This is a genomic window from Streptomyces sp. 130, assembly GCF_007096885.1.
Classification (GTDB): domain Bacteria; phylum Actinomycetota; class Actinomycetes; order Streptomycetales; family Streptomycetaceae; genus Streptomyces.
Window position 1 is genome coordinate 100,147 of record NZ_VJNO01000001.1, and the last position, 23,527, is coordinate 123,673.

A 23,527-nucleotide genomic window follows, 5' to 3' on the forward strand; every position below is an offset into this window, starting at 1 on the left:
CTTACTGCCTGACCGCTCTGAGGAGCGATTAACGATGTTCGAGAGGTTCACCGACCGCGCGCGGCGGGTTGTCGTCCTGGCTCAGGAAGAAGCCCGGATGCTCAACCACAACTACATCGGCACCGAGCACATCCTCCTGGGCCTGATCCACGAGGGTGAGGGTGTCGCCGCTAAGGCCCTGGAGAGCCTCGGGATTTCGCTCGAGGCGGTCCGCCAGCAGGTGGAGGAGATCATCGGCCAGGGCCAGCAGGCCCCGTCCGGCCACATCCCCTTCACGCCCCGAGCCAAGAAGGTCCTGGAGCTGTCGCTCCGCGAGGCCCTCCAGCTCGGCCACAACTACATCGGCACGGAGCACATCCTGCTCGGCCTGATCCGCGAGGGCGAGGGCGTCGCCGCCCAGGTCCTCGTGAAGCTCGGCGCCGACCTGAACCGGGTGCGCCAGCAGGTCATCCAGCTGCTGTCCGGGTACTCCGGCGGCAAGGAGGCCGCCACCGCCGGCGGCCCCGCGGAGGGCACGCCCTCCACGTCGCTGGTGCTCGACCAGTTCGGCCGCAACCTCACGCAGGCCGCCCGCGAATCCAAGCTCGACCCGGTCATCGGGCGCGAGAAGGAGATCGAGCGGGTCATGCAGGTGCTCTCCCGCCGCACGAAGAACAACCCGGTGCTCATCGGCGAGCCCGGCGTCGGCAAGACGGCGGTCGTCGAGGGCCTGGCCCAGGCCATCGTCAAGGGCGAGGTGCCCGAGACCCTGAAGGACAAGCACCTCTACACCCTCGACCTCGGTGCCCTGGTCGCCGGCTCCCGCTACCGCGGTGACTTCGAGGAGCGCCTGAAGAAGGTCCTCAAGGAGATCCGCACCCGCGGCGACATCATCCTGTTCATCGACGAGCTCCACACCCTGGTGGGTGCGGGCGCCGCCGAGGGCGCGATCGACGCCGCCAGCATCCTCAAGCCCATGCTGGCGCGAGGCGAGCTGCAGACCATCGGCGCGACCACCCTGGACGAGTACCGCAAGCACCTGGAGAAGGACGCCGCGCTGGAGCGCCGCTTCCAGCCGATCCAGGTCGCGGAGCCGTCGCTGCCGCACACCATCGAGATCCTCAAGGGTCTGCGCGACCGCTACGAGGCCCACCACCGCGTGTCCATCACGGACGAGGCGCTGGTCCAGGCCGCGACGCTGGCCGACCGGTACATCTCGGACCGCTTCCTGCCGGACAAGGCGATCGACCTGATCGACGAGGCCGGGTCCCGGATGCGCATCCGCCGGATGACCGCGCCGCCGGACCTCCGCGAGTTCGACGAGAAGATCGCGGGCGTCCGCCGCGACAAGGAGTCGGCCATCGACTCCCAGGACTTCGAGAAGGCGGCTTCCCTCCGCGACAAGGAGAAGCAGCTGCTGGCGGCGAAGGCCAAGCGCGAGAAGGAGTGGAAGGCCGGCGACATGGACGTCGTGGCCGAGGTCGACGGCGAGCTCATCGCCGAGGTCCTCGCCACCGCCACCGGCATCCCGGTCTTCAAGCTGACCGAGGAGGAGTCCTCCCGGCTGCTGCGCATGGAGGACGAGCTCCACAAGCGCGTCATCGGGCAGAAGGACGCCATCAAGGCGCTCTCGCAGGCCATCCGCCGTACGCGGGCCGGTCTGAAGGACCCGAAGCGTCCCGGCGGCTCGTTCATCTTCGCCGGCCCGTCCGGTGTCGGTAAGACCGAGCTGTCCAAGACGCTCGCCGAGTTCCTGTTCGGCGACGAGGACGCGCTGATCTCCCTCGACATGTCGGAGTTCAGCGAGAAGCACACGGTCTCGCGCCTCTTCGGTTCGCCCCCCGGCTACGTGGGCTACGAGGAGGGCGGCCAGCTCACCGAGAAGGTGCGCCGCAAGCCGTTCTCCGTCGTCCTCTTCGACGAGGTCGAGAAGGCCCACCCCGACATCTTCAACTCCCTGCTCCAGATCCTGGAGGACGGCCGCCTGACCGACTCCCAGGGCCGGGTCGTGGACTTCAAGAACACGGTCATCATCATGACGACCAACCTCGGGACCCGGGACATCTCCAAGGGCTTCAACCTGGGCTTCGCCGCCCAGGGCGACGTCAAGACGAACTACGAGCGGATGAAGGTCAAGGTCAACGAAGAGCTCAAGCAGCACTTCCGGCCCGAGTTCCTCAACCGTGTGGACGACACGGTCGTCTTCCACCAGCTCAGCCAGGAAGACATCATCGAGATCGTCGACCTGATGATCGCGAAGGTCGACGAGCGGCTCAAGGACCGTGACATGGGCATCGAGCTCAGCACGGACGCCAAGAAGCTGCTCGCCAAGAAGGGCTACGACCCCGTGATGGGCGCCCGGCCGCTGCGCCGGACGATCCAGCGCGAGATCGAGGACGTCCTCTCGGAGAAGATCCTCTTCGGCGAGCTGCGCCCCGGCCACATCGTGGTCGTCGGCAGCGAGGGCGAGGGCGACGACGAGAAGTTCACCTTCCGCGGCGAGGAGAAGTCGGCCCTGCCCGACGTCCCGCCGATCGAGCAGGCGGCGGGCGGCGGCCCGAACATGACGAAGGAAGCGTGACAGGCGTCCGCTGCCCCTCCCGGCAGTAGCGTCCGCAGAGGCGGCCCCGACCGGTTTCGACCGGCCGGGGCCGCCTCTTTGCGTATGCGGAGCCCGGGCAGCACGGTGACAGGCGCGTCACAGGAAGGTCCCGGTCGCGTTCTCTACGCGCGTTGGCCGAAACTCGCCGGTTAATCTGGCTCGGCCTCGGGCGGCCTGCCCGGGGCAGGTTTTTCGTTCGCAAACGAGGAACGACGAAGAACGAAGAACCCGAGAGCCGAGCAGCGAGGGGGATGGGGGACGCCATGGGCAGAGGCGATGTGTCGCGCAGGCGGATGATCAAGCTGGCCGGGGCCGGAGCGGGGCTGGCGCTGCTGGGCGCCGGGACCGCGGCGTGCGGCCCGGTCGAGGAGCCGGCCGGGGGCGGCGGCTCCGGTTCGGGGAAGCCGGGCGAGTCCGGGGAGCCCGGGGGCGCCGCCCCCGAGCCGGGCGGGAAGCCGAAGCCGGCCTGGCAGCACGCCACCGCGTACGACGGACTGGCCTGGATATCCGCGGTCGCCGTGGTCGACGACGTGGTGCTGGTCTCCGGCGACCCGCTGGTGGCCCGCGACCTGTCCACCGGCAAGGAGATCTGGTCGCGCGCCGAGGTGACCACCCCGGGCGCGAGCCTGCTCATCGCCGACGGCACCCTCTACCTGGCCAGCGCCCGGTACGACGGCAACATCATCGGGCTCGACCCCAAAACCGGCAAGGACACCTGGCGCAGCCGGCTGGGCGACAAGGAGTACTCCCAGCCCCGGGTCATCGCCGCCGACGCCGACCACGTCTACGTCGTCGCCGGGATTCTGGACGAGAACCTGCGCACCCCCGACAACGTGATCGCCGCCATCGACACCTCCTCGGGCAAGGTCGTCTGGCGCGAGCAGCGCGACCACGGCACCGAGGCGAACGGCCTCACCGCGCGGGTCTCCGGCAAGCGGCTCGTCTACACGGACTTTCGCGAGAACCTCACGGTCCGGGACACCGCGACCGGCCACCAGGTCTGGACGAAGAAGATCGGCCGCACCAGCAACCGCGGCTTCGAGGTCCACGAGGGCCTGGTCATCATCGCCACCGGCGACAAGCTGCGCGCCTTCGACCTGGAGACGGGCGCCGAGCGCTGGTCCTTCGCGACCGAGGAGTACAGCCGGTTCAACGATCCGGCCGTGCTGGACGGCGTCCTCTACGTCTCGGACACCGCCCACGCCCTGTGGGCGGTCGATCCGGCGACCGGGAAGCGCCACTGGCACAACCCGGAGACCTTGGAGATCGCGGCCCCCTGGCAGTTCGCCAAGGTGGGCGGCGTCCTCTACGGGGCCACCCAGTTCGACAAGAACGGCGGCGTCCACGCCTTCGACCCGGCCGACGGCAAGCTGCTGTGGACGTACAACGACGGTTCCGGCGACATCGACCGCTGGTACCTGGCCTCGGGCGCCAAGCGCCTGGTCGCCCTGCACGCCAAGAAGGTGACCGGGCTGCCCGTGGGATAGCGCGGAACCACGGGGGCGAAGGTCCCGAAACGGACGGCCTTCGGTCCCACCGCCGGTGACAAGGCGCACAGGCCGTTTCGGGCCTACTAGCCGCCTTAGGAGCAACGGGCCCGATCCGTCGGGGGCCTTTCGGCCCTGCGGCGGACGGGCCCTTCGCGCGTTCGGGGGCGTATGCCCGCACAGGGGGCGTATGTCCGGTTAGGGCGGTTTGTAGCTGGGCCTAAACCTGTTTCGGGGAGGACTTCCGAAAGCCTTCCGGAGGGAGCCGGACGCGGGTCCTCCGGGCGAATTCCCGGGGCGCTTTCTACGGCTTTTGATCGTAGATGGGGTGTTTGAGCACCGGCGGGGGTGCGGGTTACCAAGGTATGGCCAGCCCGGCACACCGCCGGGTCCAGTCATCTCCGGAGGATTTCCGCTTATGTCGAAGCGCGTTACGTTCCAGTCCCGCCGCCCGTCCGTGTCCCGTATGCGCGGCGCCGTGGTGGCAGCCGGTCTGGGGACGTCGATGGTTCTCGGTGCGGGTGCTGCGTTCGCGGCCGGCACTGCGGACGCCCCCCAGGCCCCGGCCCTGGTCAGCTCGGCCACCGCCGACTCGGTCGCCAAGCAGGCGACCGCGCAGTCCAAGGCCGCCGAGCACAAGGCCGAGAAGAAGGCCGAGGACGCGAAGAAGAAGGCCGCCGCCAAGAAGAAGGCCATCGCCAAGCTTCCGTGGGAGACCCCGGTCGACCACTACGAGCTGAGCGCCAGCTTCGGCAACGACGGCAGCCGCTGGGCCCACAAGCACTCCGGCCAGGACTTCGCCGTGCCGATCGGCACCAAGGTCGAGGCCGCCCACGACGGCACGGTCGTGAAGGCCGGCCCGAACGGCGCCGGTGACGGCCCCGCGTACGGCAACGCCATCGTGATCAAGCACGGCAACGGCACGTACTCGCAGTACGCGCACCTGTCCCACATCGACGTGCACATCGGCCAGCACGTGAAGAAGGGCGAGAAGATCGCCCTGTCCGGCAACACCGGCAACTCCAGCGGCCCGCACCTGCACTTCGAGATCCGGACCACCCCGAACTACGGTTCGGCGGTCAACCCGGTCAACTTCCTGCACCAGCACGGCATCAACGTCTGATCCGGCCCGTGCCCCCGCCCCCCCGGCCCCGCCTCCGAGCGGGATCACCGGGGGGTTTCCGGGTCGTGGGCCCGGGTGACCAGCTCGACGGCGACTTCGAGAGCGGCCTTGCGCTTCTCCTCGGGGTCGCCTTCGGTGTCCCGCAGGGCGACCATTCCGGCGTGCAGGGTGATGAGCGCGCTGAAGCACCGCACCTGGTCGGTGAGCGGCGCGTCCGGTTCCTTGATCAGGTCCACCAGGCCCAGGACCCGGTTCTTGATGGTGTGGCCGATGCTCAGGTCCCGTACGGTCGCCTGGTTCTCCTGCATGAAACGGAAGAGCGGGGCCGCGTGGATCAGCGCGTCGCTGTAGCGGCGGAGGATCTCCTTCTTCGTCTCCAGCGTGCGCGGCTGGGCCTCGCCCCAGGCGATCAGCTCCTCCACCGGCCGGTTCAGGTCTTCGAAGATGCTGACGAGGATGTCTTCCTTCGTCTTGAAGTGGTAGTAGAGCGCCGCCTTGGTGACGTCCAGCTTCTCGGCGATCTCCCGGAGCGAGGTCTTCTCGTACCCCTGCTCGGCGAAGAGCTCCAGGGCGACGTCCTGGATGCGCTGGCGAGTGTTGCCCCGGCGCGGCTGCGGCGTGCTGCCCATGGTGCTCTCCCGATTAACTTACTTGACGCCCGGCTAGTTACGGGCTTACCTTCCTCCAGTGTAAGCAACTAGCCGGGCGGCAAGTAAGAGCCCGGTGGCGGGGCGACTGGGGAGTTGGGGAAGATGGCGGACCTGATCAAGACGGCCGGCGGGCAGGCGGGCGGCCCGCCGGCCACGAAGGCGGAGCCACCGGCTCCGCCGCAGCGCAGTGTCCGGGTGGTGGTCCTCGCGCTGATGATCGCCATGCTGCTGGCGATGCTCGACAACCTGATCGTCGGCACCGCGATGCCGACCATCGTCGGTGACCTCGGCGGTCTCGAACACCTCTCGTGGGTCGTCACGGCCTACACCCTGGCCACCGCGGCGTCCACGCCCATCTGGGGCAAGCTCGGCGACATGTACGGACGCAAGGGCATCTTCCTCACGTCCATCGTGATCTTCCTGATCGGCTCGGTCCTCAGCGGCATGGCCCAGGACATGGGCCAGCTGATCGGCTTCCGGGCCGTCCAGGGCCTCGGCGCCGGCGGTCTGATGGTCGGCGTCATGGCGATCATCGGCGACCTGGTGCCGCCCCGGGAGCGCGGCAAGTACCAGGGCATGATGGCCGGCGTGATGGCCATCGCCATGATCGGCGGACCGCTGGTCGGCGGCACCATCACCGACCACCTCGGCTGGCGCTGGAGCTTCTACATCAACCTTCCGCTCGGTGCCGTCGCACTGATCATGATCACCGCGGTCCTGCACCTGCCCCAGCGGGAGCGCACCAAGCGGAACGTCGACTACCTCGGCGCCGCGCTGCTCACCGTCGGCATCACCGCGATCGTGCTGGTCACCACCTGGGGCGGTTCCGAGTACGACTGGAACTCCGCGGTCATCATGGAGCTGATCGCCATCGGAGTCGCCTCGCTGGCCGGCTTCCTCTTCGTGGAGACGAAGGCCGCCGAGCCGGTCATCCCGCTCCACATCTTCCGCAACCGCAACTTCACGCTCATGTCCGTGGTCGGTTTCATGGCCGGGTTCGTCATGTTCGGCGCGGTGCTGTTCCTGCCGCTCTACCAGCAGTCCGTGCAGCACGCCTCCGCGACCAACTCGGGGCTGCTGCTCCTGCCGATGCTGCTGTCCATGATGGTCGTCTCGCTCATAGCGGGCCGGGTCACCACCAGCACCGGCAAGTACAAGGTCTTCCCCGTCGTGGGCTCGATCCTCATGGTCGCCGGGCTCTTCCTGCTCGCGCAGATGGACACCGGCACCAGCCGCTTCACGTCCGGGCTGTACATGGCGGTGCTCGGCGCCGGCATGGGCTTCCTGATGCAGATCACGATGCTCGTCGCGCAGAACAGCGTCGAGCTGAAGGACATGGGCGTCGCCTCCTCCTCGACCACCCTCTTCCGTACGCTCGGCAGCTCCTTCGGCGTCGCCATCATGGGCGCGCTGTTCACCGGCCGGGTCCAGGACGAGATGGCGTCCCGCGGCGGCGGCGCGGCCACCGCGCACTCCGCCCAGCTGGACGCGGCGAGCCTGGCCGGGCTGCCGGCGCCGGTGCGCGAGGCGTACGAGTTCGCGGTGTCGTCCGGCACCCACATCGCGTTCCTGGTCGGCGCGTCCGTCGGCCTGGTCGCGGTCGTCGCCTCCCTGTTCGTCAAGGAGGTCCCGCTGCGGGGCGCGGGCCCCGGGGCCGAGCCCGCCCCGGCGGTCGCCGAGATCTGACCGCCGCGCTCGTACGCCGAGGGCCCCGGGACCACGCGTCCCCGGGGCCCTCGGCCAGGTCAGCCCTCCGCCTCCGGGCCCCGCTGCTCCGCGAACTGGAGCATCGGATAGCTGCCCGTGGCCGTCGGCGCGTGCTCGGGCAGCCACAGCACCGCGACCGCCCCGCCGCTGCCCTCCGCCGCCCCCTCCGGCGCCGCGTTGCGGAAGGTCAGCCGGGCCCCGAGCACCCTGGCCTGGCCCGCCGCGATCGTCAGCCCGAGCCCGTGCCCGCGCCCGGACCGGTCGGCCGACCCGGTACGGAACCGGCTCGGCCCCTCCCGCAGCAGCGTCGCCGGGAACCCGGGCCCGTGGTCGCGGACCCGGACCACCCGGCCCTCGACCGTGACCTCCACCGGGGTCGCCCCGTGCTTGGCCGCGTTGCCCAGCAGGTTGCCGAGGATGCGCTCCAGGCGGCGCGGGTCCGTGTTGACCCAGGACTCGTGGACGACCTGCACCCGGACCTCCGGGTCCAGCAGCGCCACCCGCCGGCTGACGAACTCGCCGAGCGCGATCTCCTGGAGCTCGGCCCGCTCCGACGCGCTGTCCAGCCGGGCCACCTCCAGCACGTCCTCGACCAGCGTGCGCATCGCCTGGGCCCGGTCGCGTACCAGCTCCGTCGGGCGGCCCGGCGGCAGCAGCTCGGCCGCCGTGAGCAGCCCGGTCACCGGGGTCCGCAGCTCGTGCGCGATGTCCGCGGTGACCCGGCGCTCCGCCTCGATCCGCTCGTTCAGCGCGTCGGTCAGCGCGTCCACCGCACCGGCCAGCTCGTCCGTCTCGTCGCGCACCACACCGCCGACCGCGTCCCTGACCCGGACCTCCGTGTTGCCCTGGGCGACCTTGCCCGCCGCCGCTGCCGCCTTGCGCAGCCGGCGCGAGAGCTGGCCGCCGATCAGCACACCCAGCGCGGAGCCGCCGAGGACCACCGAGACCGAACCGATGAGCAGGGCCCGGTCCAGGTCGCCCATGATCATGGTCGAGCGGTCCGCGAACCGGGTGTGCAGCGACAGCACGTTCCCGTTGCCCACCGGCACCGCCGCCCAGACGTCGGGCACCCCGCCGGAGTCGTCCACGTGCGTGGCGCGGCGGTTGCGCCGGACCTCCTCGCGCAGGCTCCGCGGCATCGTCGGATCGTTGAGCTTCGCCCCGAACCGGGGGTCGGCCTTCTTCGTCTTCTTCGCCTCGTACAGCAGCTGCGCGTAGGTCAGCCGCTCCAGCTGGACCTCGCGGGCGTTCTCCAGCATCGAGACGCGGGCCGCGTTGTGCACCACCAGGCTCAGCGCGACCGCGATCAGCGCGCCGACCGCCGCGATCGCGATGCTGATCTTCCAGCGGACGCCCGTCCGCAGGGCGGGCCGCCTCATGCGCGGAGCTTGTAGCCGAAGCCGCGGACCGTCTCGATCCGGTCCTGGCCGATCTTCGTGCGCAGCCGCTGCACATGGACGTCCACGACCCGGGTGTCCCCGCCCCAGCCGTAGTCCCAGACCCGTTCGAGCAGCTTGTCGCGGGAGAGTACGGTGCCGGGCGCCGCGGAGAATTCCAGCAGCAGCCGCATCTCGGTCGGCGTCAGCGCCACCTGGGCACCGCCCCTGCGGACCTCCATGCCCTCGGTGTCGACCTCCAGGTCCCCGAAGACCAGCACCCCGCCCACGGCCTCCTGCTCCGGCGGCCCGCCGCCGGCCCGGTCCCCCGACGCGTGGCCGAAGCGGCGCAGCACCGCCCGGATGCGGGCCACCAGGACCGCCCCGTCGAAGGGCTTGGTGACGTAGTCGTCCGCGCCGGCCTCCAGGCCGAGGACCACGTCGATCGAGTCGGCCCGCGCCGACAGCATGATCACCGGGACCGTCGACTCGTCCCGGATGCGGCGGCACAGGCTGACCCCGTCCAGACCGGGGACCATGACGTCGAGCAGCGCGATGTCGGGCCGGTCCGCCCGGAACGCCTCCAGGCCGGTCAGCCCGTCGGGCACCGCGGTGACCGCGAAGCCCACCCGTTCCAGCGCGAGCTGGGTGGCCTCGCGGATGACGTCGTCGTCCTCGACGAACAGCACATGGGTCTCGGCCATCGGTGAGCTCTCAGTTCCTCGGCGGTTCCGTGGGCTCGGGCAGGTCCTCGTCACCCGCCCCCACGGCTCGGTTGAAGTCGTTGCGCACCCGGTCCTGCTCGGCGAACCGGCCGTTCGCCCAGTGGTACGTGATCACCTCGTCGCCCGAGGGGTAGGCGACCGCGTCCTTCTTCTCGTACACCTGGGTCGTCACCACCAGGTCCCCGCGGTCGATGGTGCCGTAGACGGCGGGCTGCTCGACGGTGAAGACGTTCTCGTACGTGCCGTCGGCACGCGGCCGGTAGACGTAGGTGCCGACGCCCACCGAGTCGCCGCAGGTCATCACGTTCACCACGACGTCGGCGGACGGGCCGTCGGTGATCCTGCCGTACGAGGTGTCCACCGGATACTCGTCGCCGCCGCACGCCTTCAGGTCCATCCGGACCCGCCCGCTCACCTTCGGGTCCGCCTTCAGCAGCGCCACCGCGTCCACCCGGGGCGCGGGCTTCGCCGTGGAGGCGGCCGTCGTGCTCGGGGTGACCTGGACGACCGGCTCGGCGCCCGCCGGGCCCTCGTCCCGGGTGCCCGTACCGCCGGTCGAGCAGCTGACGGCGAACAGGCCGAAGACGGCGAGGCCGGCCAGGGCCGCGCTGCTCGCCGCCCAGCCGGTCAGCAGGCGTTTGCCGACGCGGGCCGTTCCCCCGCCCGTTGTGCCGGTGACCGTGCCGTCGTCACCGCTGCCTGTCAGGCCGCGCACCGCTCCCGCCCCCGCTCCTCGGCGAGCCGGGCCTCCCGGCTCGCCGCTTCCCTGTTCTCCAGCTCCTGGCGCAGCCGCGCCAGCGCACGGTGCAGCGTGCTCTTCACCGTACCGGCCGACATGCCGAGCGCCGCCGCCGTCTCCTCCGTGCTCATCTGCTCCCAGTGTCGCAGGACGACGACACTGCGCTGCTTGGGAGCCAGCACGCCCAGGATGTCCATCAGCAGGGCGCGGTCGGCGCGCTGCTCGGTGCCGTCCTCGACGCTCGCGTCGGGCAGCTGCTCGGTCGGCACCTCGTCCAGCTTGCGCGCCCGCCACCACTCGGTGCGGGTGTTGATCATGACGCGGCGCAGATAGGCGTCGGCGAGTGACTTGTCCTCGATGCGGTCCCAGCGGCCGTAGGTGCGGGCCAGCGCGGTCTGCAGCAGGTCCTGGGCGTCCACCGGGTCCGGCACGAGCCGGCGCGCACTGCGCAGCAGCGCCTCCTGCCGGGTCCGTACGTACTCTTCAAAGCCGAGCACCTCGCCCTGAGCCATCACAACCGCCTCCATCCCCGTGAATCCCCGTGAGAACCGCTCGTGCCGCTGCCCGCCGGTGGTCGGTCCGGCTGACGTCGCAGACGCTACGGAGCGGTTGTCACGAGGCTGTGCGAGGCAGCCGTACGCGGACGCACGGCTGCCCATCGGTTGTGTAACAGCGTGGGGAGGAGACCGGACAAAGGACCCCGCGCCGGACGAGCGAAGGGCCCGCCCGCCCCGTCATCGGCACGGGGCGGGCGGGCCCTGCCCGCCGTTGTCACGAAGGCGGGCGGACGCTGTTACGCGGGGGAGACGGCCCGGCCGCTCAGGTCAGCGGCAGCCGGTACCGCCGGTCGGCCAGCGGCTCGACCAGGCCGTCGGCGACCAGCCCGTCCAGCGCGCGGGCCCGCTGCACCGGCTCGTCCCACACCGCGTCGAGCGCCGCCTGCGGGACCGGGCCGACCGCCTCGCGCAGCACGGCGAGGAGCCTGCCGCGCACCTGCCGGTCCGTGCCGGCGTAGGTCTGGCCCCGGCGCGGCGGCCCCTGGTGCGCGGGCTTCCCGGCCAGCCGCCAGGCGCACTGCTCCGCGATCGGGCAGCGCGAGCAGTCCTCGTTCTTCGCGGTGCAGACGAGGGCGCCCAGCTCCATCGTGGCCGCCGCCCAGCGGGCCGCCCGCTCGTCCTCGTCGGGCAGCAGCTCCCGGGCGAGCCTGCGCTCGGCGGCGGTCGTCGCGTTCGGCGGGTACTGGATGCCGGTCGCGGCCCGTGCGAAGACCCGGCGGACGTTGGTGTCGAGGACGGCGTGACGCTGCCGGTACGCGAACGAGGCCACGGCCGCCGCCGTGTACTCGCCGATCCCGGGCAGGGCGAGGAGCTGGGCGTGCTCACTCGGTACGTCGCCGCCATGGCGTTCCGTTATCGCCTGGGCGGCCCCGTGGAGCCGCAGAGCGCGGCGCGGGTAGCCGAGCCGGCCCCAGGCGCGGACCGCCTCGCCGGGCGGCTCGGCCGCCAGGTCGGCGGGGCGCGGCCAGCGGGCGAGCCACTGCTCGTACACCGGGAGGACCCGGCTGACGGGGGTCTGCTGCAGCATGAACTCGCTCACCATCACGCCCCAGGCCCCCGCTTCGGGGCGGCGCCAGGGCAGATCGCGGGCGTGCTGGTCGAACCACCCGATCACGGGGGCGTGGAGGGAGGCGGGGGGCGTCTGTGTCGCAGTCGTGGCAGTCATCGCACCATCGATCCTGACACGGCGTTCCGGTAAGAGGGCCCACGCCCCGCGAGCCGTTGCGGCAACTGGCCGATGGGCCGTTTTCCGCCCGCCCCGACGCAGGTGCCGTGCGTGAACGTTTCGTCGCGGTGAGTCATATCGAATGCTTCCGGCGCCCGAACTGGCCCTCGCGGGATGATGATCCGCAAAACTTGGGGATCAAGGCGGCGGGTGGGGCGGGAGTTGGGCCGGATCTCTCGTACAGTTTGGGCCGTGGGATCTCTGCGCAATCCGATCGGTCCGCTACCCTCCAGCATCTACTGGCGACGGAGGGCGGTCGCGGCGGCCCTGGTCGTGCTGCTCGCGCTGCTGATCGCATGGGCCGTCACCTCCCGTGGCGGCGACGGGGATCGCCACGACGACTCCAAGGCGCCCGGCTCCAGCCCCGCGGGCTCGATCACGCCCGGACCCTCCCGTTCCGGCCCCGCGATCACCGAACAGCCCGGCGGGGGCGGCGAATCGGACGGCTCCGGCGGCGGCGACGGCGGCAAGGACGGCGGTTCGGACGGCGGTTCCGCCGGTACGGGCGGCGGCTCGGCCCCCTCGGACGCCAACGGCGGTGGCCAGGACACCGGTTCGGGTTCCGCCTCCGGTGCCACCGGCTCCGGCACCGGCGACGGGGTGGAGGCAGCGCGTCCGGTCCCGGCCGGCTCCACGCTCCCCGACTGCGCCGCGGGCGCGATCCGGATCGGCCTGAAGACCGAACTCAGCTACGCCCCCGACGAGAAGCCGGAGTTCCGGCTGTTCGTCACGAACACCTCGTCCACCGCCTGCAAGGCCGACTTCGGGCCGAAGAGCGCGGTGCTCACCGTCACCGAGGCGGGCGGAGAGGACGAAGAGGTGTGGTCCTCCAAGGACTGCCCGCGCGACCCCGAGCCCGTCCTGATCGAGGTGCCCGCCGGAACGACCGTCGTGCACACCGTGAAGTGGGACCGGGCGAAGAGCGCCCCCAAGTGCGCGACACCGCCCGCGGGGAAGGCCGGGCCGGGCACGTACCTCGTGGAGGCCAAGGCGCCGGGTGAGCCCGTGCAGCGCGCCTCGTTCGTCCTCGCGAAGGACTGAGCGCCGGAGGGCTTCCGGGGCCGGTGTCCCGGGGCCCTACACGTACCGTTCGAGGATGGACGACTCGGCCAGCCGGGACAGGCCCTCGCGCACGCTGCGCGCCCGGGCCTCGCCGACCCCGTCCACGGCCTGGAGGTCGTCCACGCTCGCCGCGAGCAGCTTCTGCAGACCGCCGAAGTGCTCCACGAGCCGGTCGATGATCGCGCCCGGCAGCCGCGGCACCTTCGCCAGCAGCCGGAAACCGCGCGGCGACACCGCCGAGTCCAGTGTCTCGGGCGAGCCGCTGTAGCCCAGCGCCCGCGCCACGACCGGGAGTTCGAGCAGCTCCGTGTGGGTCAGCGAGTCCAGCTCGGTCAGTGCCTCCGCCACCGTGCGCGAACGCTTCGCCGTCGGCTCCGGCACGTAGTCCCGCACGACCAGCTCGCGCTCCGGCTCCACGCCCGCGATCAGCTCGTCCAGCTGGAGCGAGAGCAGCCGCCCGTCGGTACCGAGCTCCACCACGTACTCCGCGATCTCCGTCGCGATCCGGCGCACCATCTCCAGGCGCTGGGCCACCGCCGTCACGTCCCGGACGGTCACCAGGTCCTCGATCTCCAGCGCGGAGAGCGTCCCGGCGACCTCGTCCAGCCGCAGCTTGTACCGCTCCAGCGTCGCCAGGGCCTGGTTGGCGCGGGACAGGATCGCCGCCGACTCCTCCAGGACCCGCCGCTCCCCGTTCACGTACAGCGCGATCAGGCGCATCGACTGGGAGACCGAGACGACCGGGAAATTGCACTGCTTGGAGACCCGGTCCGCCGTGCGGTGCCGGGTGCCGGTCTCCTCGGTGGGGATCGACGCGTCCGGGACCAGCTGCACACCGGCGCGCAGGATCTTCGACATGTCCTTGTCGAGGATCAGCGCCCCGTCCAGCTTGGCCAGCTCCCGCAGCCGGGTCGCGGTGAACTCCACGTCCAGCACGAAGCCGCCCGTGCACATCGACTCGACGGTCTTGTCCATGCCGAGCACGATCAGACCGCCGGTGTTGCCGCGGAGAATGCGCTCCAGGCCGTCCCGCAGGGCCGTTCCGGGCGCGACGGCGCTCAACGAGGCGCGCATCAGCGCTTCGTTGCCCGTGGTTTGGCCGGACTTTCCGGGCGATGCTGCCCGGTCGCTGGCTGCCACTGCACTCCTCCGGTCACAGGTTTGCGGTGCCCTCGTGGCCTGTCGGTCGGAACAGGCCGTCCAATCGAAGGACCCGGGGGGCGTCTGGCGCACCCCCGTCCCTCGTGCCGTTCGTACGGACGGGCGAGACCAGGGCAAAGTCTACCGGCGTGCGCCCTCCTCCCGGGGGGCCTGTGCGCGGGTCCGGCGCGGGAGCGCCCGGAGCGCGTCGCCCATGTCGGCCACCTCCGTCACCTTCATGCCGGCCGGGACCTTGCCCGGATCGGGCGGGACCAGGGCGTGCGTGAACCCCAGCCGGTGCGCCTCGGCCAGCCTGCGCTGCACCCCCGTGACCCGTCTGACCTCGCCCGCGAGCCCCACCTCGCCGATCGCCACCAGGTTCTTCGGAAGCGGTGTGTCGCTCGCCGCGCTCGCCAGCGCCAGGGCGACCGCCAGGTCGGCGGCGGGCTCGGACAGCTTCACACCGCCCACCGTCGCGCTGTAGATGTCCCGCTTGCCCAGCGAGCTGATCCGGCCGCGCTGCTCCAGGACCGCGAGCATCATCGACACCCGCGAGGTCTCCAGACCCGACGTCGTCCGCCGCGGGGACGGGATCTGCGAGTCCACCGTCAGCGCCTGCACCTCCGCGACCAGGGGCCGCTTCCCCTCCAGCGTCACCGTCAGGCAGGTGCCCGGCACCGGCTCGTCGCGCCGCGTGAGGAAGAGGCCGGACGGATCGGCGAGACCCGTGATCCCCTCGTCGTGCAGCTCGAAGCAGCCGACCTCGTCGGTCGCCCCGTACCGGTTCTTGACCCCGCGCACCAGGCGCAGCCGGGCATGCCGGTCGCCCTCGAACGACAGGACCACGTCCACCAGGTGCTCCAGGAGCCTGGGCCCGGCGATCGCGCCCTCCTTGGTGACGTGGCCCACGAGCAGCGTCGACATCCCGCGCTCCTTGGAGGCCCGGATCAGCGCCCCCGCCACCTCGCGGACCTGCGCCATCCCGCCCGGCGCGCCCTCGATCTCCGGCGACGCCACGGTCTGCACCGAGTCCAGGATCAGCAGCGAGGGCTTGACCGCGTCGAGGTGGGCGAGCACCGCCGACAGGTCGGTCTCCGCCGCCAGATACAGGTGGTCGCTGATCGCGTGGATGCGGTCGGCCCGCAACCGGACCTGCGAGGCGGACTCCTCACCGGTCACATACAGGGTGCGGTGCTCGTCGGTCGCCGCCTTGGCCGCGACGTCGAGCAGCAGCGTGGACTTGCCCACGCCCGGCTCGCCCGCGAGCAGCACGACGGCCCCGGGCACCAGACCGCCGCCCAGCACCCGGTCCAGCTCGCCGACACCGGTCGGCCGGGCGGTGGCCTGCCGGCTGTCGACCTGTCCGATGGGCAGCGCGGCGGTGGAGACCCGCCCCGCCGCCGTGGTCCGGACGGCGGGCGCGCCGCCGAACTCCTCCACCGTCCCCCACGCCTGGCACTCGGGGCAGCGGCCGAGCCACTTCGCGGTGGTCCAGCCGCATTCGGTGCAGCGGTAGGACGGCCGGTCCTTCGCGGATTTCGTACGGGCAGCCATGGCGCCACCGTATCGGTGGGGACTGACAGCGCGGCCGGGAACTCCTGTCCCTTATCGCGCGATACGTTCACCCGTAAGGGTTAAATCTACTCAAGGAGCGCGAGGGGCGAGTCTGCCGTGCCTACGGTCGCAAGGTGACGAGCAGCAGGCTGGAGACTCCGACGAACACCCCGGGGGCGCACCGGGGACAGCGCCGCGCGCCCCACACCTCGCACTCCGCGCCGAAGAAGCCGCCCGCCCGTTACGAGCCGCATCTCGACGGCCTCTTCACCTACTGCCTCTCCGTCCTGTGCGACCACGACGCCGCCACCGAGGCGCTGGGCGGCGTCCTCGCCCTGGCCGAACGGCAGGGCTCCCGCTGCCCGGACGACGAGGAGGAACGTAAAGCCTGGCTGTACGCCCTGGCCCGGTGGACGTGTCTGCGCCGGCTCACCGAGCAGAAGCAGGGCCGCCACGCCCACCGCCGCCCCGACCCCGCCCGCGCCCCGCACCGCAGGCCCGCCGACGAGGACCGCCACGCCCCGTCGGCCGCCCGCCCCGCCCGGCGCCCGGGGCGCACCGCCCCGCCCGCCGCCCACCCGGCCGCGCCCGCCGCGTCGCAGCCCCCGCAGGCCCCGGAGCCCCCGGGAGGCCCCGCCGCCGAGGCGCACCGCCGGGAGCTGGCCCAGCTGGCCTGGCCCGAGGCCGCGGGCACCACGCCGGAGCAGCGCGAGGCACTGGAGCTGGCCGTCCGGCACGGACTGGCCCCGCAGGCCGTCGCCGCCGTCCTCGGCCTCGGCCCCGCCGCCGCCCGCGAGCTGCTGGCCGGCGCCGCCTGCGAGGTCGAGCGCACCCGGGCCGCCCTCGCCGTGGTCGAGACGGGCAACTGCCCCACGGCCGGCCGCCTCACCGGCGACCACCGCGCGCTGCTCTCGCCCACGCTGCGCCGCGAGCTCGTCCGGCACGTGGACGACTGCCCGCGCTGCCGTCGCGCCGCCGAGCGCGCCGGGGCGCAGGGGCCGTGGCCCGGGAAGACGGTGACCCCGGCCGCCGTGCTGCCGGTCGTGGAGGCGCCGCGCCCCTCCGCTTACGTGGCCATGCTGCACGCGCAGAAACACCAGAAGAATCGGTCCGCCACACCGCGCTTCGACCGCACCGGCTTCCCCATGGACCCCAAGGACCACGCCGCGCGCCGCGACCGGCTGCGCTCCCGGGTCATGACGACGACGGTCGTCGCCACCGTCGTCGCCGCCCCCGTCATCGCCCTGTGGTCCGCCTACCGGGGGGCGCCCCTCACCGGCGAGGGCCGCGACGGCCCGGCGGTCAGCGCCGCCGACAACGGGACCGACGGAGCGCGGACCCCCTACGACGAGTACGAGAACGCCGGGAACGCCCGCCCGGACGGCGGCTCCCGCTTCACCGGCGAGGACTCCCCGCCGGAGGTCTCCGCCGAGATCATCAGCAAGGGTGCCGGCCCCTCCGGCGACCCCGCCGCGCCCGGCGAGGGCCGGCTCACCGTGCGGACCCGCACCGCCGGCTCCGCCACCCTGATCACCCTCACCGCGTCGAAGGCCGGCCCGGTCTCCTGGTCCGCCGCCACCGACCGGTCCTGGGTGAGCCTGAGCCGCACCTCCGGCAAGCTCCCGGCCGGCCGCAGCGTCACGATCCGCGCCCTCGTGGACCACGCGCGGCAGCCCGCAGGGCCCTGGACCGCCCACCTCACCGTCGCCCCCTCGGGCGCGGTCGTCGCCCTGCACGGCTACGGAGCCAAGGCGCCCATCCCCGGCACCGCACCGCGCGGCGGCGGCGCGCACCCGCGCCCGCCGGTCCATCCGCCGGCCACCCGGCCGGGCCCGGACCCCTCCACCCCGGACCCCTCGACCCCGCCGCCGGACCCGGGCGACCCGACGCCCACACCGACGGAGCCCGAGCCGAGCCCGACCCCGGACCCGGCCGGTTCCTCCGGACCGCCCGCACCGCCGAAGGGCCCGAGCACCCCGCCCCTCGCCGACTGACAGGCCCTACGCCGGGTCCGCCGGGTGCGGGGCCATCGGCAGCAGCGAGGCGAGCCGCTGCTCGCACAGCCCGGTCAGCGTGTCGTACGCCTCCTTGCCCATCAGCTCGATGAGCTCCGGCCGGTACGACACGTACACCGGCTCGCCGCCCCCGTGCGCCGACGTCGCCGACGTGCACCACCAGTGCAGGTCGTGGCCGCCCGGACCCCAGCCCCGCCGGTCGTACTCACCGATCGACACCTGGAGCACCCGCGTGTCGTCGGGCCGGTCGATCCACTCGTACGTACGGCGTACGGGCAGCTGCCAGCACACGTCCGGCTTGGTCTCCAGCGGCTCCCGGCCCTCCCGCAGCGCCAGGATGTGCAGCGAGCAGCCGGCCCCGGCCGGAAAGCCCGGCCGGTTCTGGAAGATGCACGAGCCCTGCCAGCGGCGCGTCTGGCGCTCCCCGTCCTCGTCGGTCTGGGTCCAGCCCGTCTCCGTACCCACGTCGTGGAACTGCCACAGCTCGGGAGTGAGGCGCGCGACGTGACCGGCCACCCGCTTCTCGTCGTCCTCGTCCGAGAAATGGGCGCCCAGCGTGCAGCAGCCGTCGTCCGCACGGCCCGCCTGGATGCCCTGGCAGCCGCTGCCGAAGATGCACGTCCACCTGGACGTCAGCCAGGTCAGATCGCAGCGGAAGACCTGCTCGTCGTCGGCCGGGTCGGGGAACTCCACCCAGGCGCGCGCGAAGTCCAGCTCCGTCTCGTCGGAAGGGTCGGGCTCCGCCGTCGCCGGCGTGCGCATCTCCACCTTCTCCACGTGCTTGATGTCCTGCGGGGCCGCCGCCCCGGTGTCCCGCTTCTTCGTGGCTTTGCCCGGCTTCGCCTTTTTCGTCTTTGGCACCCGCCCAGAGTATGTGCGCCGGCCGCAGTAGCGTGCCCCGTATGAGACTCGGAGTCCTCGACGTGGGGTCGAACACGGTTCATCTGCTGGTGGTGGACGCCCACCCCGGCGCCCGCCCGCTGCCCGCGCACTCGCACAAGGCCGAGCTGCGCCTCGCCGAACTCCTCGACGAGGACGGCGCGATCGGCCCGCTCGGGGTGGACCGGCTGATCGGGACGATCGCGGACGCGCTCGAAGCCGCCGAGGACAAGGGCTGCGAGGACGTCCTCGCCTTCGCCACCTCCGCCGTGCGCGACGCGAGCAACGCCGATCAGGTCCTGGAGCGGGTGCGCGACGAGACGGGCGTCGGCCTCACGGTCCTCAGCGGCACGGAGGAGGCCCGGCTCACCTTCCTCGCCGCCCGCCGCTGGTACGGCTGGTCGGCCGGCAAGCTGCTGGTCCTCGACATCGGCGGCGGCTCGCTGGAGATCGCGTACGGCATGGACGAGGAACCGGCCGCCGCGGTCTCGCTGCCGCTGGGCGCCGGACGCCTCACCGCGGGCTGGCTGCCGGGCGACCCGCCGGACCCGGCGCAGGTCAAGGCGCTGCGCCGGCACGTACGGGCGCGCATCGCCCGCAGCGTCGGCGACTTCACCCGCATCGGCCGCCCGGACCACGTGGTGGCCACCTCCAAGACGTTCAAGCAGCTGGCCAGGATCGCGGGCGCGGCCCGTTCCGCCGAGGGCCAGTACGTGCCGCGCACCCTCAGCCGCAAGGCGCTGGAGGAGTGGGTCCCGAAGCTGGCCGCGATGACCGCCGAGGAGCGCGGGATGCTGCCCGGCGTGTCCGAGGGCCGGGCAGCCCAGCTGCTCGCCGGGGCGCTGGTCGCGGAGGGCGCGATGGACCTGCTCGACGTGGACGAGCTGGAGATCTGCCCGTGGGCGCTGCGCGAGGGCGTGATCCTGCGCCGCCTGGACCACCTGCCGTCGGACGGGCAAGCGGTGCCGGCCTGAAGGGAGCGGTGCCGGTGGTGCGGCCCTTGCCGGTGGTGCGGCCCTTCTCACTTTCCGCCGCTCTCCCTCGGCGGGGCGCACCACTGCCCGTACGCTGGCTGCGTGGCAGAACCAGTGGTGCGCGTCCCGGATGCGAAGGTCGCCCTGTCGACGGCCTCGGTCTATCCGGAGTCGACGGCGACGGCCTTCGAGATCGCCGCGCGCCTCGGCTACGACGGCGTCGAGGTCATGGTCTGGACCGACCCGGTCAGCCAGGACATCGAGGCGCTGCGCCGGCTCTCCGACTACCACCAGGTGCCGATACTCGCCGTGCACGCGCCCTGCCTGCTGATCACCCAGCGGGTCTGGTCGACCGACCCCTGGGTCAAGCTCCAGCGGGCCCGCGCCGCCGCCGAGAAGCTGGGCGCGACGACCGTCGTCGTCCACCCCCCGTTCCGGTGGCAGCGCAATTACGCCCGTGACTTCGTCACCGGGATCTGGCGGATGGCCGACGAGACGGACGTCCGGTTCGCCGTCGAGAACATGTACCCGTGGCGCTACCGGGACCGCGAGCTGCTCGCGTACGCCCCCGACTGGGACGTCACCAACGACGACTACCGGCACTTCACGGTGGACCTGTCGCACACCGCCACCGCCCGCGCGGACGGCCTGGCGATGGTGGACCGGATGGGCGACCGGCTGGCCCACGTCCACCTGGCCGACGGCAAGGGCTCCAACAAGGACGAGCACCTGGTGCCCGGCCGGGGCGACCAGCCTTGCGCGGAACTCCTCGAGCGGCTGGCCGGTTCCGGTTTCGGCGGGCACGTGGTCATCGAGGTCAACACCCGCCGCGCGATGTCCACCGCCGAACGCGAGGCCGACCTCGCCGAGGCGCTCGCCTTCACCCGGCTCCACCTCGCCGCGTCCACCGAGCGCGCCCCCCGCGCATGACCCCGGAAGCGCCCGGCCCCCGGCGCCGGGGCCGTCCCGCCCGCGCCGCCTCGGACACCGGCCCGGACGCGCGCACCCGCATCCTGGAGGCCGCCCGCACGGAGTTCGCCGAGCGCGGGTACGACAAGACCTCGGTGCGGGGCATCGCCCGTGCGGCCGGCGTCGACTCCGCGCTGGTCCACCACTACTTCGGTACCAAGGACGAGGTCTTCGCCGCCGCGATCGAGCTGTCCTTCGAGCCCGCGCTGCTCGTCCCGGCCGTCCTCGAAGGGGACACCGGCGACGTGGGGGAGCGCCTGGCCCGCGCCTTCATCGGGATCTGGGAGAACCCGGCGACCCGGGCCCCCCTCCTCGCGGTCCTCCGCTCCGCCCTCACCCACGAGGCCGCCGCGAAGGTCCTCCGCGGCTTCGTGCTCCGCCGCCTCCTGGAACGCGTGGCGGCGGGACTGGACATCCCGGACGCGACGTTCCGCGCGGAGCTGGCGGCGTCGCACATGGTGGGGATCGCGATACTGCGGTACGTGTTGAGGGCGGAGCCGCTGGCGTCCGTACCGCCGGAGAAGATCGTCGCGATGGTCGCCCCCACGCTGCAGCGCTACCTGACGGAGCCGTCCGCGTAAGGCGTGCCGCCGTCACGGGGGCGCTGCCCCCGAACCCCCGCAGCGGGGTCCGGGGGCAGCGCCCCGATTCCGGGAAGGGGCGGGCAGGGGAGCAGGCCCGCCGCAGGCACCCCGCACCCCACCCCCCGCCCCCACCGCTTCCGCATAGCGGACACCCGGTCCACATCCTGGCACCAACGGCGTACGCTCAAGAGCAGTCTTCAACGCAGAAGGAGCGAAAAGACGATGCCCACGCTGAGGTCCCGCACAGTCACCCACGGCCGCAACATGGCGGGCGCCCGCGCCCTTATGCGCGCCTCCGGGGTACCCGGCGCGGACATCGGCCGGAAGCCGATCATCGCCGTCGCCAACAGCTTCACGGAGTTCGTGCCGGGCCACACGCACCTGGCCCCCGTCGGCCGGATCGTCAGCGAGGCGGTCACCGCCGCCGGAGGCATCCCCCGCGAGTTCAACACGATCGCCGTGGACGACGGCATCGCCATGGGCCACGGCGGCATGCTCTACAGCCTCCCCTCCCGCGACCTCATCGCGGACAGCGTGGAGTACATGGTCGAGGCGCACTGCGCCGACGCCCTGATCTGCATCTCCAACTGCGACAAGATCACCCCGGGCATGCTCAACGCGGCCCTGCGCCTGAACATCCCGACCGTCTTCGTCTCCGGCGGCCCGATGGAGTCCGGCCGCGCCACGCTGGTCGACGGCACGGTGCGCACGCTGGACCTGGTGGACGCGATGTCGGAGGCGGTCAACGACAAGATCTCCGACGAGGACATCCTCCGCATCGAGGAGAACGCCTGTCCCACCTGCGGTTCCTGTTCCGGCATGTTCACCGCCAACTCGATGAACTGCCTGACCGAGGCCATCGGCCTCTCCCTCCCCGGCAACGGCTCGGTCCTGGCCACCCACACCGCCCGCAAGGCGCTGTACGAGAACGCCGCCCGCACGGTGCTGGACCTGACCCGCCGCTACTACGAGCAGGACGACGAGTCGGTCCTGCCCCGCAACATCGCCACCGCCGCCGCCTTCGGGAACGCCATGGCGCTCGACATCGCGATGGGCGGCTCCACCAACACGATCCTGCACCTCCTGGCCGCCGCCCAGGAGGCCGGCGTCCCCTACGGCCTGACCGAGATGGACGCCCTGTCGCGCCGCGTCCCGTGCCTGGCCAAGGTCGCCCCGAACGTCGCCAACGGCCGTACGTACTACATGGAGGACGTGCACCGCGCCGGCGGCATCCCGGCCCTCCTCGGCGAACTGTACCGCGCGGGCCTGCTCAACGAGGACGTCCACTCCGTGCACAGCCCGTCGCTGGCCGACTGGCTGAAGACCTGGGACGTGCGCGGCGGCTCCCCGGCGCCGGAGGCGGTCGAGCTCTGGCACGCCGCTCCCGGCTGCGTGCGCTCGGCGGAGGCGTTCTCCCAGTCCGAGCGCTGGGACACCCTGGACCAGGACGCCGAGGGCGGCTGCATCCGCTCCGTGGAGCACGCCTATTCCAAGGACGGCGGCCTCGCGGTCCTGCGCGGCAATCTGGCCGTGGACGGCTGCGTCGTGAAGACGGCCGGCGTCGACGAGTCCATCTGGACCTTCGAGGGCCCCGCGGTCGTCTGCGAGTCGCAGGAGGAGGCCGTCCAGAAGATCCTCACCCAGCAGGTCAGCGAGGGCGACGTCGTCGTCATCCGCTACGAGGGCCCCAAGGGCGGCCCGGGCATGCAGGAGATGCTCTACCCGACCTCGTACCTGAAGGGCCGGGGCCTCGGCAAGACCTGCGCGCTGATCACGGACGGCCGCTTCTCCGGCGGTACGTCGGGCCTGTCCATCGGCCACGCCTCGCCCGAGGCGGCCTCCGGCGGCACGATCGCGCTGGTCGAGGACGGCGACCGCATCCGGATCGACATCCCGAACCGCTCGATCCACCTCCTGGTCTCCGACGAGGAGCTGGCCACCCGCCGCGAGGCCCTGAACGGCGTGTACGCCCCGAAGAACCGCGACCGCAAGGTCTCGGCCGCGCTGCGCGCGTACGCCGCGATGGCGACGAGCGCCGACCGCGGCGCGGTCCGCGACATCTCGAAGCTGGGCTGACCCGGTCGGGCGGGGGGGGGGGGCGCCCCCCCCCCCCCCCCCCCCCCCCCCCCCCGGGGGGGGGGCCCCCCGCCCCCCCCCCCCCCCCCCCCCCCCCCCCCCCC

The 23,527-nt window shown here is 72.4% G+C and carries 19 protein-coding genes; 10 read left to right on the top strand and 9 right to left on the bottom strand.

The features are described 5' to 3' along the window. Positions 1-34: 34 nt before the first annotated feature. From FKN01_RS00495 to FKN01_RS00505, 3 genes are all read left to right on the top strand, one after another. Positions 35-2,560 (top strand): ATP-dependent Clp protease ATP-binding subunit, encoded by a 2,526-nt coding sequence (locus FKN01_RS00495; protein ID WP_073966320.1) that lies wholly within the window; start codon positions 35-37, stop codon positions 2,558-2,560. A 314-nt stretch (positions 2,561-2,874) separates the two neighbouring features. Then, positions 2,875-4,068, top strand: coding sequence for a PQQ-binding-like beta-propeller repeat protein (locus FKN01_RS00500; RefSeq protein WP_143615963.1), 1,194 nt, complete (start codon positions 2,875-2,877; stop codon positions 4,066-4,068). 418 nt (positions 4,069-4,486) lie between these two features. Further along, positions 4,487-5,191, top strand: coding sequence for a M23 family metallopeptidase (locus FKN01_RS00505; RefSeq protein ID WP_185992684.1), 705 nt, complete (start codon positions 4,487-4,489; stop codon positions 5,189-5,191). A gap of 44 nt (positions 5,192-5,235) precedes the next feature. Here the strand turns inward: FKN01_RS00505 and FKN01_RS00510 are convergent, their stop codons facing one another. Next, positions 5,236-5,820 carry a TetR/AcrR family transcriptional regulator gene (locus tag FKN01_RS00510; RefSeq protein WP_143615674.1) on the bottom strand — a complete coding sequence of 195 codons (585 nt, stop codon included), beginning with the start codon at positions 5,818-5,820 and terminating at the stop codon, positions 5,236-5,238. A 123-nt stretch (positions 5,821-5,943) separates the two neighbouring features. On the opposite strand from FKN01_RS00510, the gene FKN01_RS00515 reads away from it, so the two are divergent. Beyond that, complete coding sequence (locus FKN01_RS00515; RefSeq protein WP_143615675.1) at positions 5,944-7,527, top strand: MDR family MFS transporter; 1,584 nt, start codon at positions 5,944-5,946, stop codon at positions 7,525-7,527. 59 nt (positions 7,528-7,586) lie between these two features. Here FKN01_RS00515 and cseC read toward each other — a convergent pair whose 3' ends face one another. From cseC to FKN01_RS00540, 5 genes are all read right to left on the bottom strand, one after another. After that, positions 7,587-8,927 carry a two-component system sensor histidine kinase CseC gene (gene cseC / locus FKN01_RS00520; RefSeq protein ID WP_143615676.1) on the bottom strand — a complete coding sequence of 447 codons (1,341 nt, stop codon included), beginning with the start codon at positions 8,925-8,927 and terminating at the stop codon, positions 7,587-7,589. Beyond that, positions 8,924-9,628 carry a two-component system response regulator CseB gene (gene cseB, locus FKN01_RS00525; RefSeq protein WP_143615677.1) on the bottom strand — a complete coding sequence of 235 codons (705 nt, stop codon included), beginning with the start codon at positions 9,626-9,628 and terminating at the stop codon, positions 8,924-8,926. The genes cseC and cseB overlap by 4 nt, the downstream gene beginning before the upstream one ends. Before the next feature lie 10 nt (positions 9,629-9,638). Further along, positions 9,639-10,364, bottom strand: a complete 726-nt coding sequence (locus tag FKN01_RS00530; protein WP_143615678.1) for a hypothetical protein — start codon at positions 10,362-10,364, stop codon at positions 9,639-9,641. Next, entirely contained in the window at positions 10,352-10,900 is a 549-nt protein-coding gene (locus FKN01_RS00535; RefSeq protein ID WP_143615679.1) for a SigE family RNA polymerase sigma factor, read from the bottom strand. Before FKN01_RS00535 ends, FKN01_RS00530 begins: the two co-directional genes overlap by 13 nt. A 307-nt stretch (positions 10,901-11,207) precedes the next feature. Continuing rightward, positions 11,208-12,110, bottom strand: a complete 903-nt coding sequence (locus FKN01_RS00540) for an A/G-specific adenine glycosylase (RefSeq protein WP_143615680.1) — start codon at positions 12,108-12,110, stop codon at positions 11,208-11,210. Between the two features lie 333 nt (positions 12,111-12,443). Between FKN01_RS00540 and FKN01_RS00545 the strand changes: the two genes are divergently transcribed. Continuing rightward, positions 12,444-13,211 carry a hypothetical protein gene (locus FKN01_RS00545; RefSeq protein ID WP_143615965.1) on the top strand — a complete coding sequence of 256 codons (768 nt, stop codon included), beginning with the start codon at positions 12,444-12,446 and terminating at the stop codon, positions 13,209-13,211. 36 nt (positions 13,212-13,247) lie between these two features. Here the strand turns inward: FKN01_RS00545 and disA are convergent, their stop codons facing one another. Next, complete coding sequence (gene disA / locus FKN01_RS00550) at positions 13,248-14,372, bottom strand: DNA integrity scanning diadenylate cyclase DisA (RefSeq protein WP_143615681.1); 1,125 nt, start codon at positions 14,370-14,372, stop codon at positions 13,248-13,250. A 141-nt stretch (positions 14,373-14,513) separates the two neighbouring features. Beyond that, on the bottom strand, positions 14,514-15,926 hold the full coding sequence (radA, locus tag FKN01_RS00555; protein ID WP_143615682.1) for a DNA repair protein RadA: 1,413 nt from the start codon (positions 15,924-15,926) through the stop codon (positions 14,514-14,516). Positions 15,927-16,060: 134 nt separating this feature from the next. On the opposite strand from radA, the gene FKN01_RS00560 reads away from it, so the two are divergent. Next, on the top strand, positions 16,061-17,920 hold the full coding sequence (locus FKN01_RS00560; protein ID WP_143615683.1) for a hypothetical protein: 1,860 nt from the start codon (positions 16,061-16,063) through the stop codon (positions 17,918-17,920). 6 nt (positions 17,921-17,926) lie between these two features. Here FKN01_RS00560 and FKN01_RS00565 read toward each other — a convergent pair whose 3' ends face one another. Beyond that, entirely contained in the window at positions 17,927-18,703 is a 777-nt protein-coding gene (locus tag FKN01_RS00565) for a hypothetical protein (RefSeq protein ID WP_398930702.1), read from the bottom strand. Positions 18,704-18,843: 140 nt separating this feature from the next. Between FKN01_RS00565 and FKN01_RS00570 the strand changes: the two genes are divergently transcribed. From FKN01_RS00570 to ilvD, 4 genes are all read left to right on the top strand, one after another. Next, positions 18,844-19,794: a Ppx/GppA phosphatase family protein gene (locus FKN01_RS00570; protein ID WP_143615685.1), complete on the top strand. Its 951-nt coding sequence runs from the start codon at positions 18,844-18,846 to the stop codon at positions 19,792-19,794. 102 nt (positions 19,795-19,896) lie between these two features. Continuing rightward, complete coding sequence (locus FKN01_RS00575) at positions 19,897-20,724, top strand: sugar phosphate isomerase/epimerase (protein WP_143615686.1); 828 nt, start codon at positions 19,897-19,899, stop codon at positions 20,722-20,724. Then, positions 20,721-21,344, top strand: a complete 624-nt coding sequence (locus FKN01_RS00580) for a TetR family transcriptional regulator (protein ID WP_143615687.1) — start codon at positions 20,721-20,723, stop codon at positions 21,342-21,344. Before FKN01_RS00575 ends, FKN01_RS00580 begins: the two co-directional genes overlap by 4 nt. Positions 21,345-21,569: 225 nt before the next feature. Next, a complete protein-coding gene (gene ilvD / locus FKN01_RS00585; RefSeq protein WP_143615688.1) occupies positions 21,570-23,423 on the top strand; it encodes a dihydroxy-acid dehydratase in 1,854 nt (617 codons plus the stop codon). Positions 23,424-23,527: the final 104 nt, after the last annotated feature.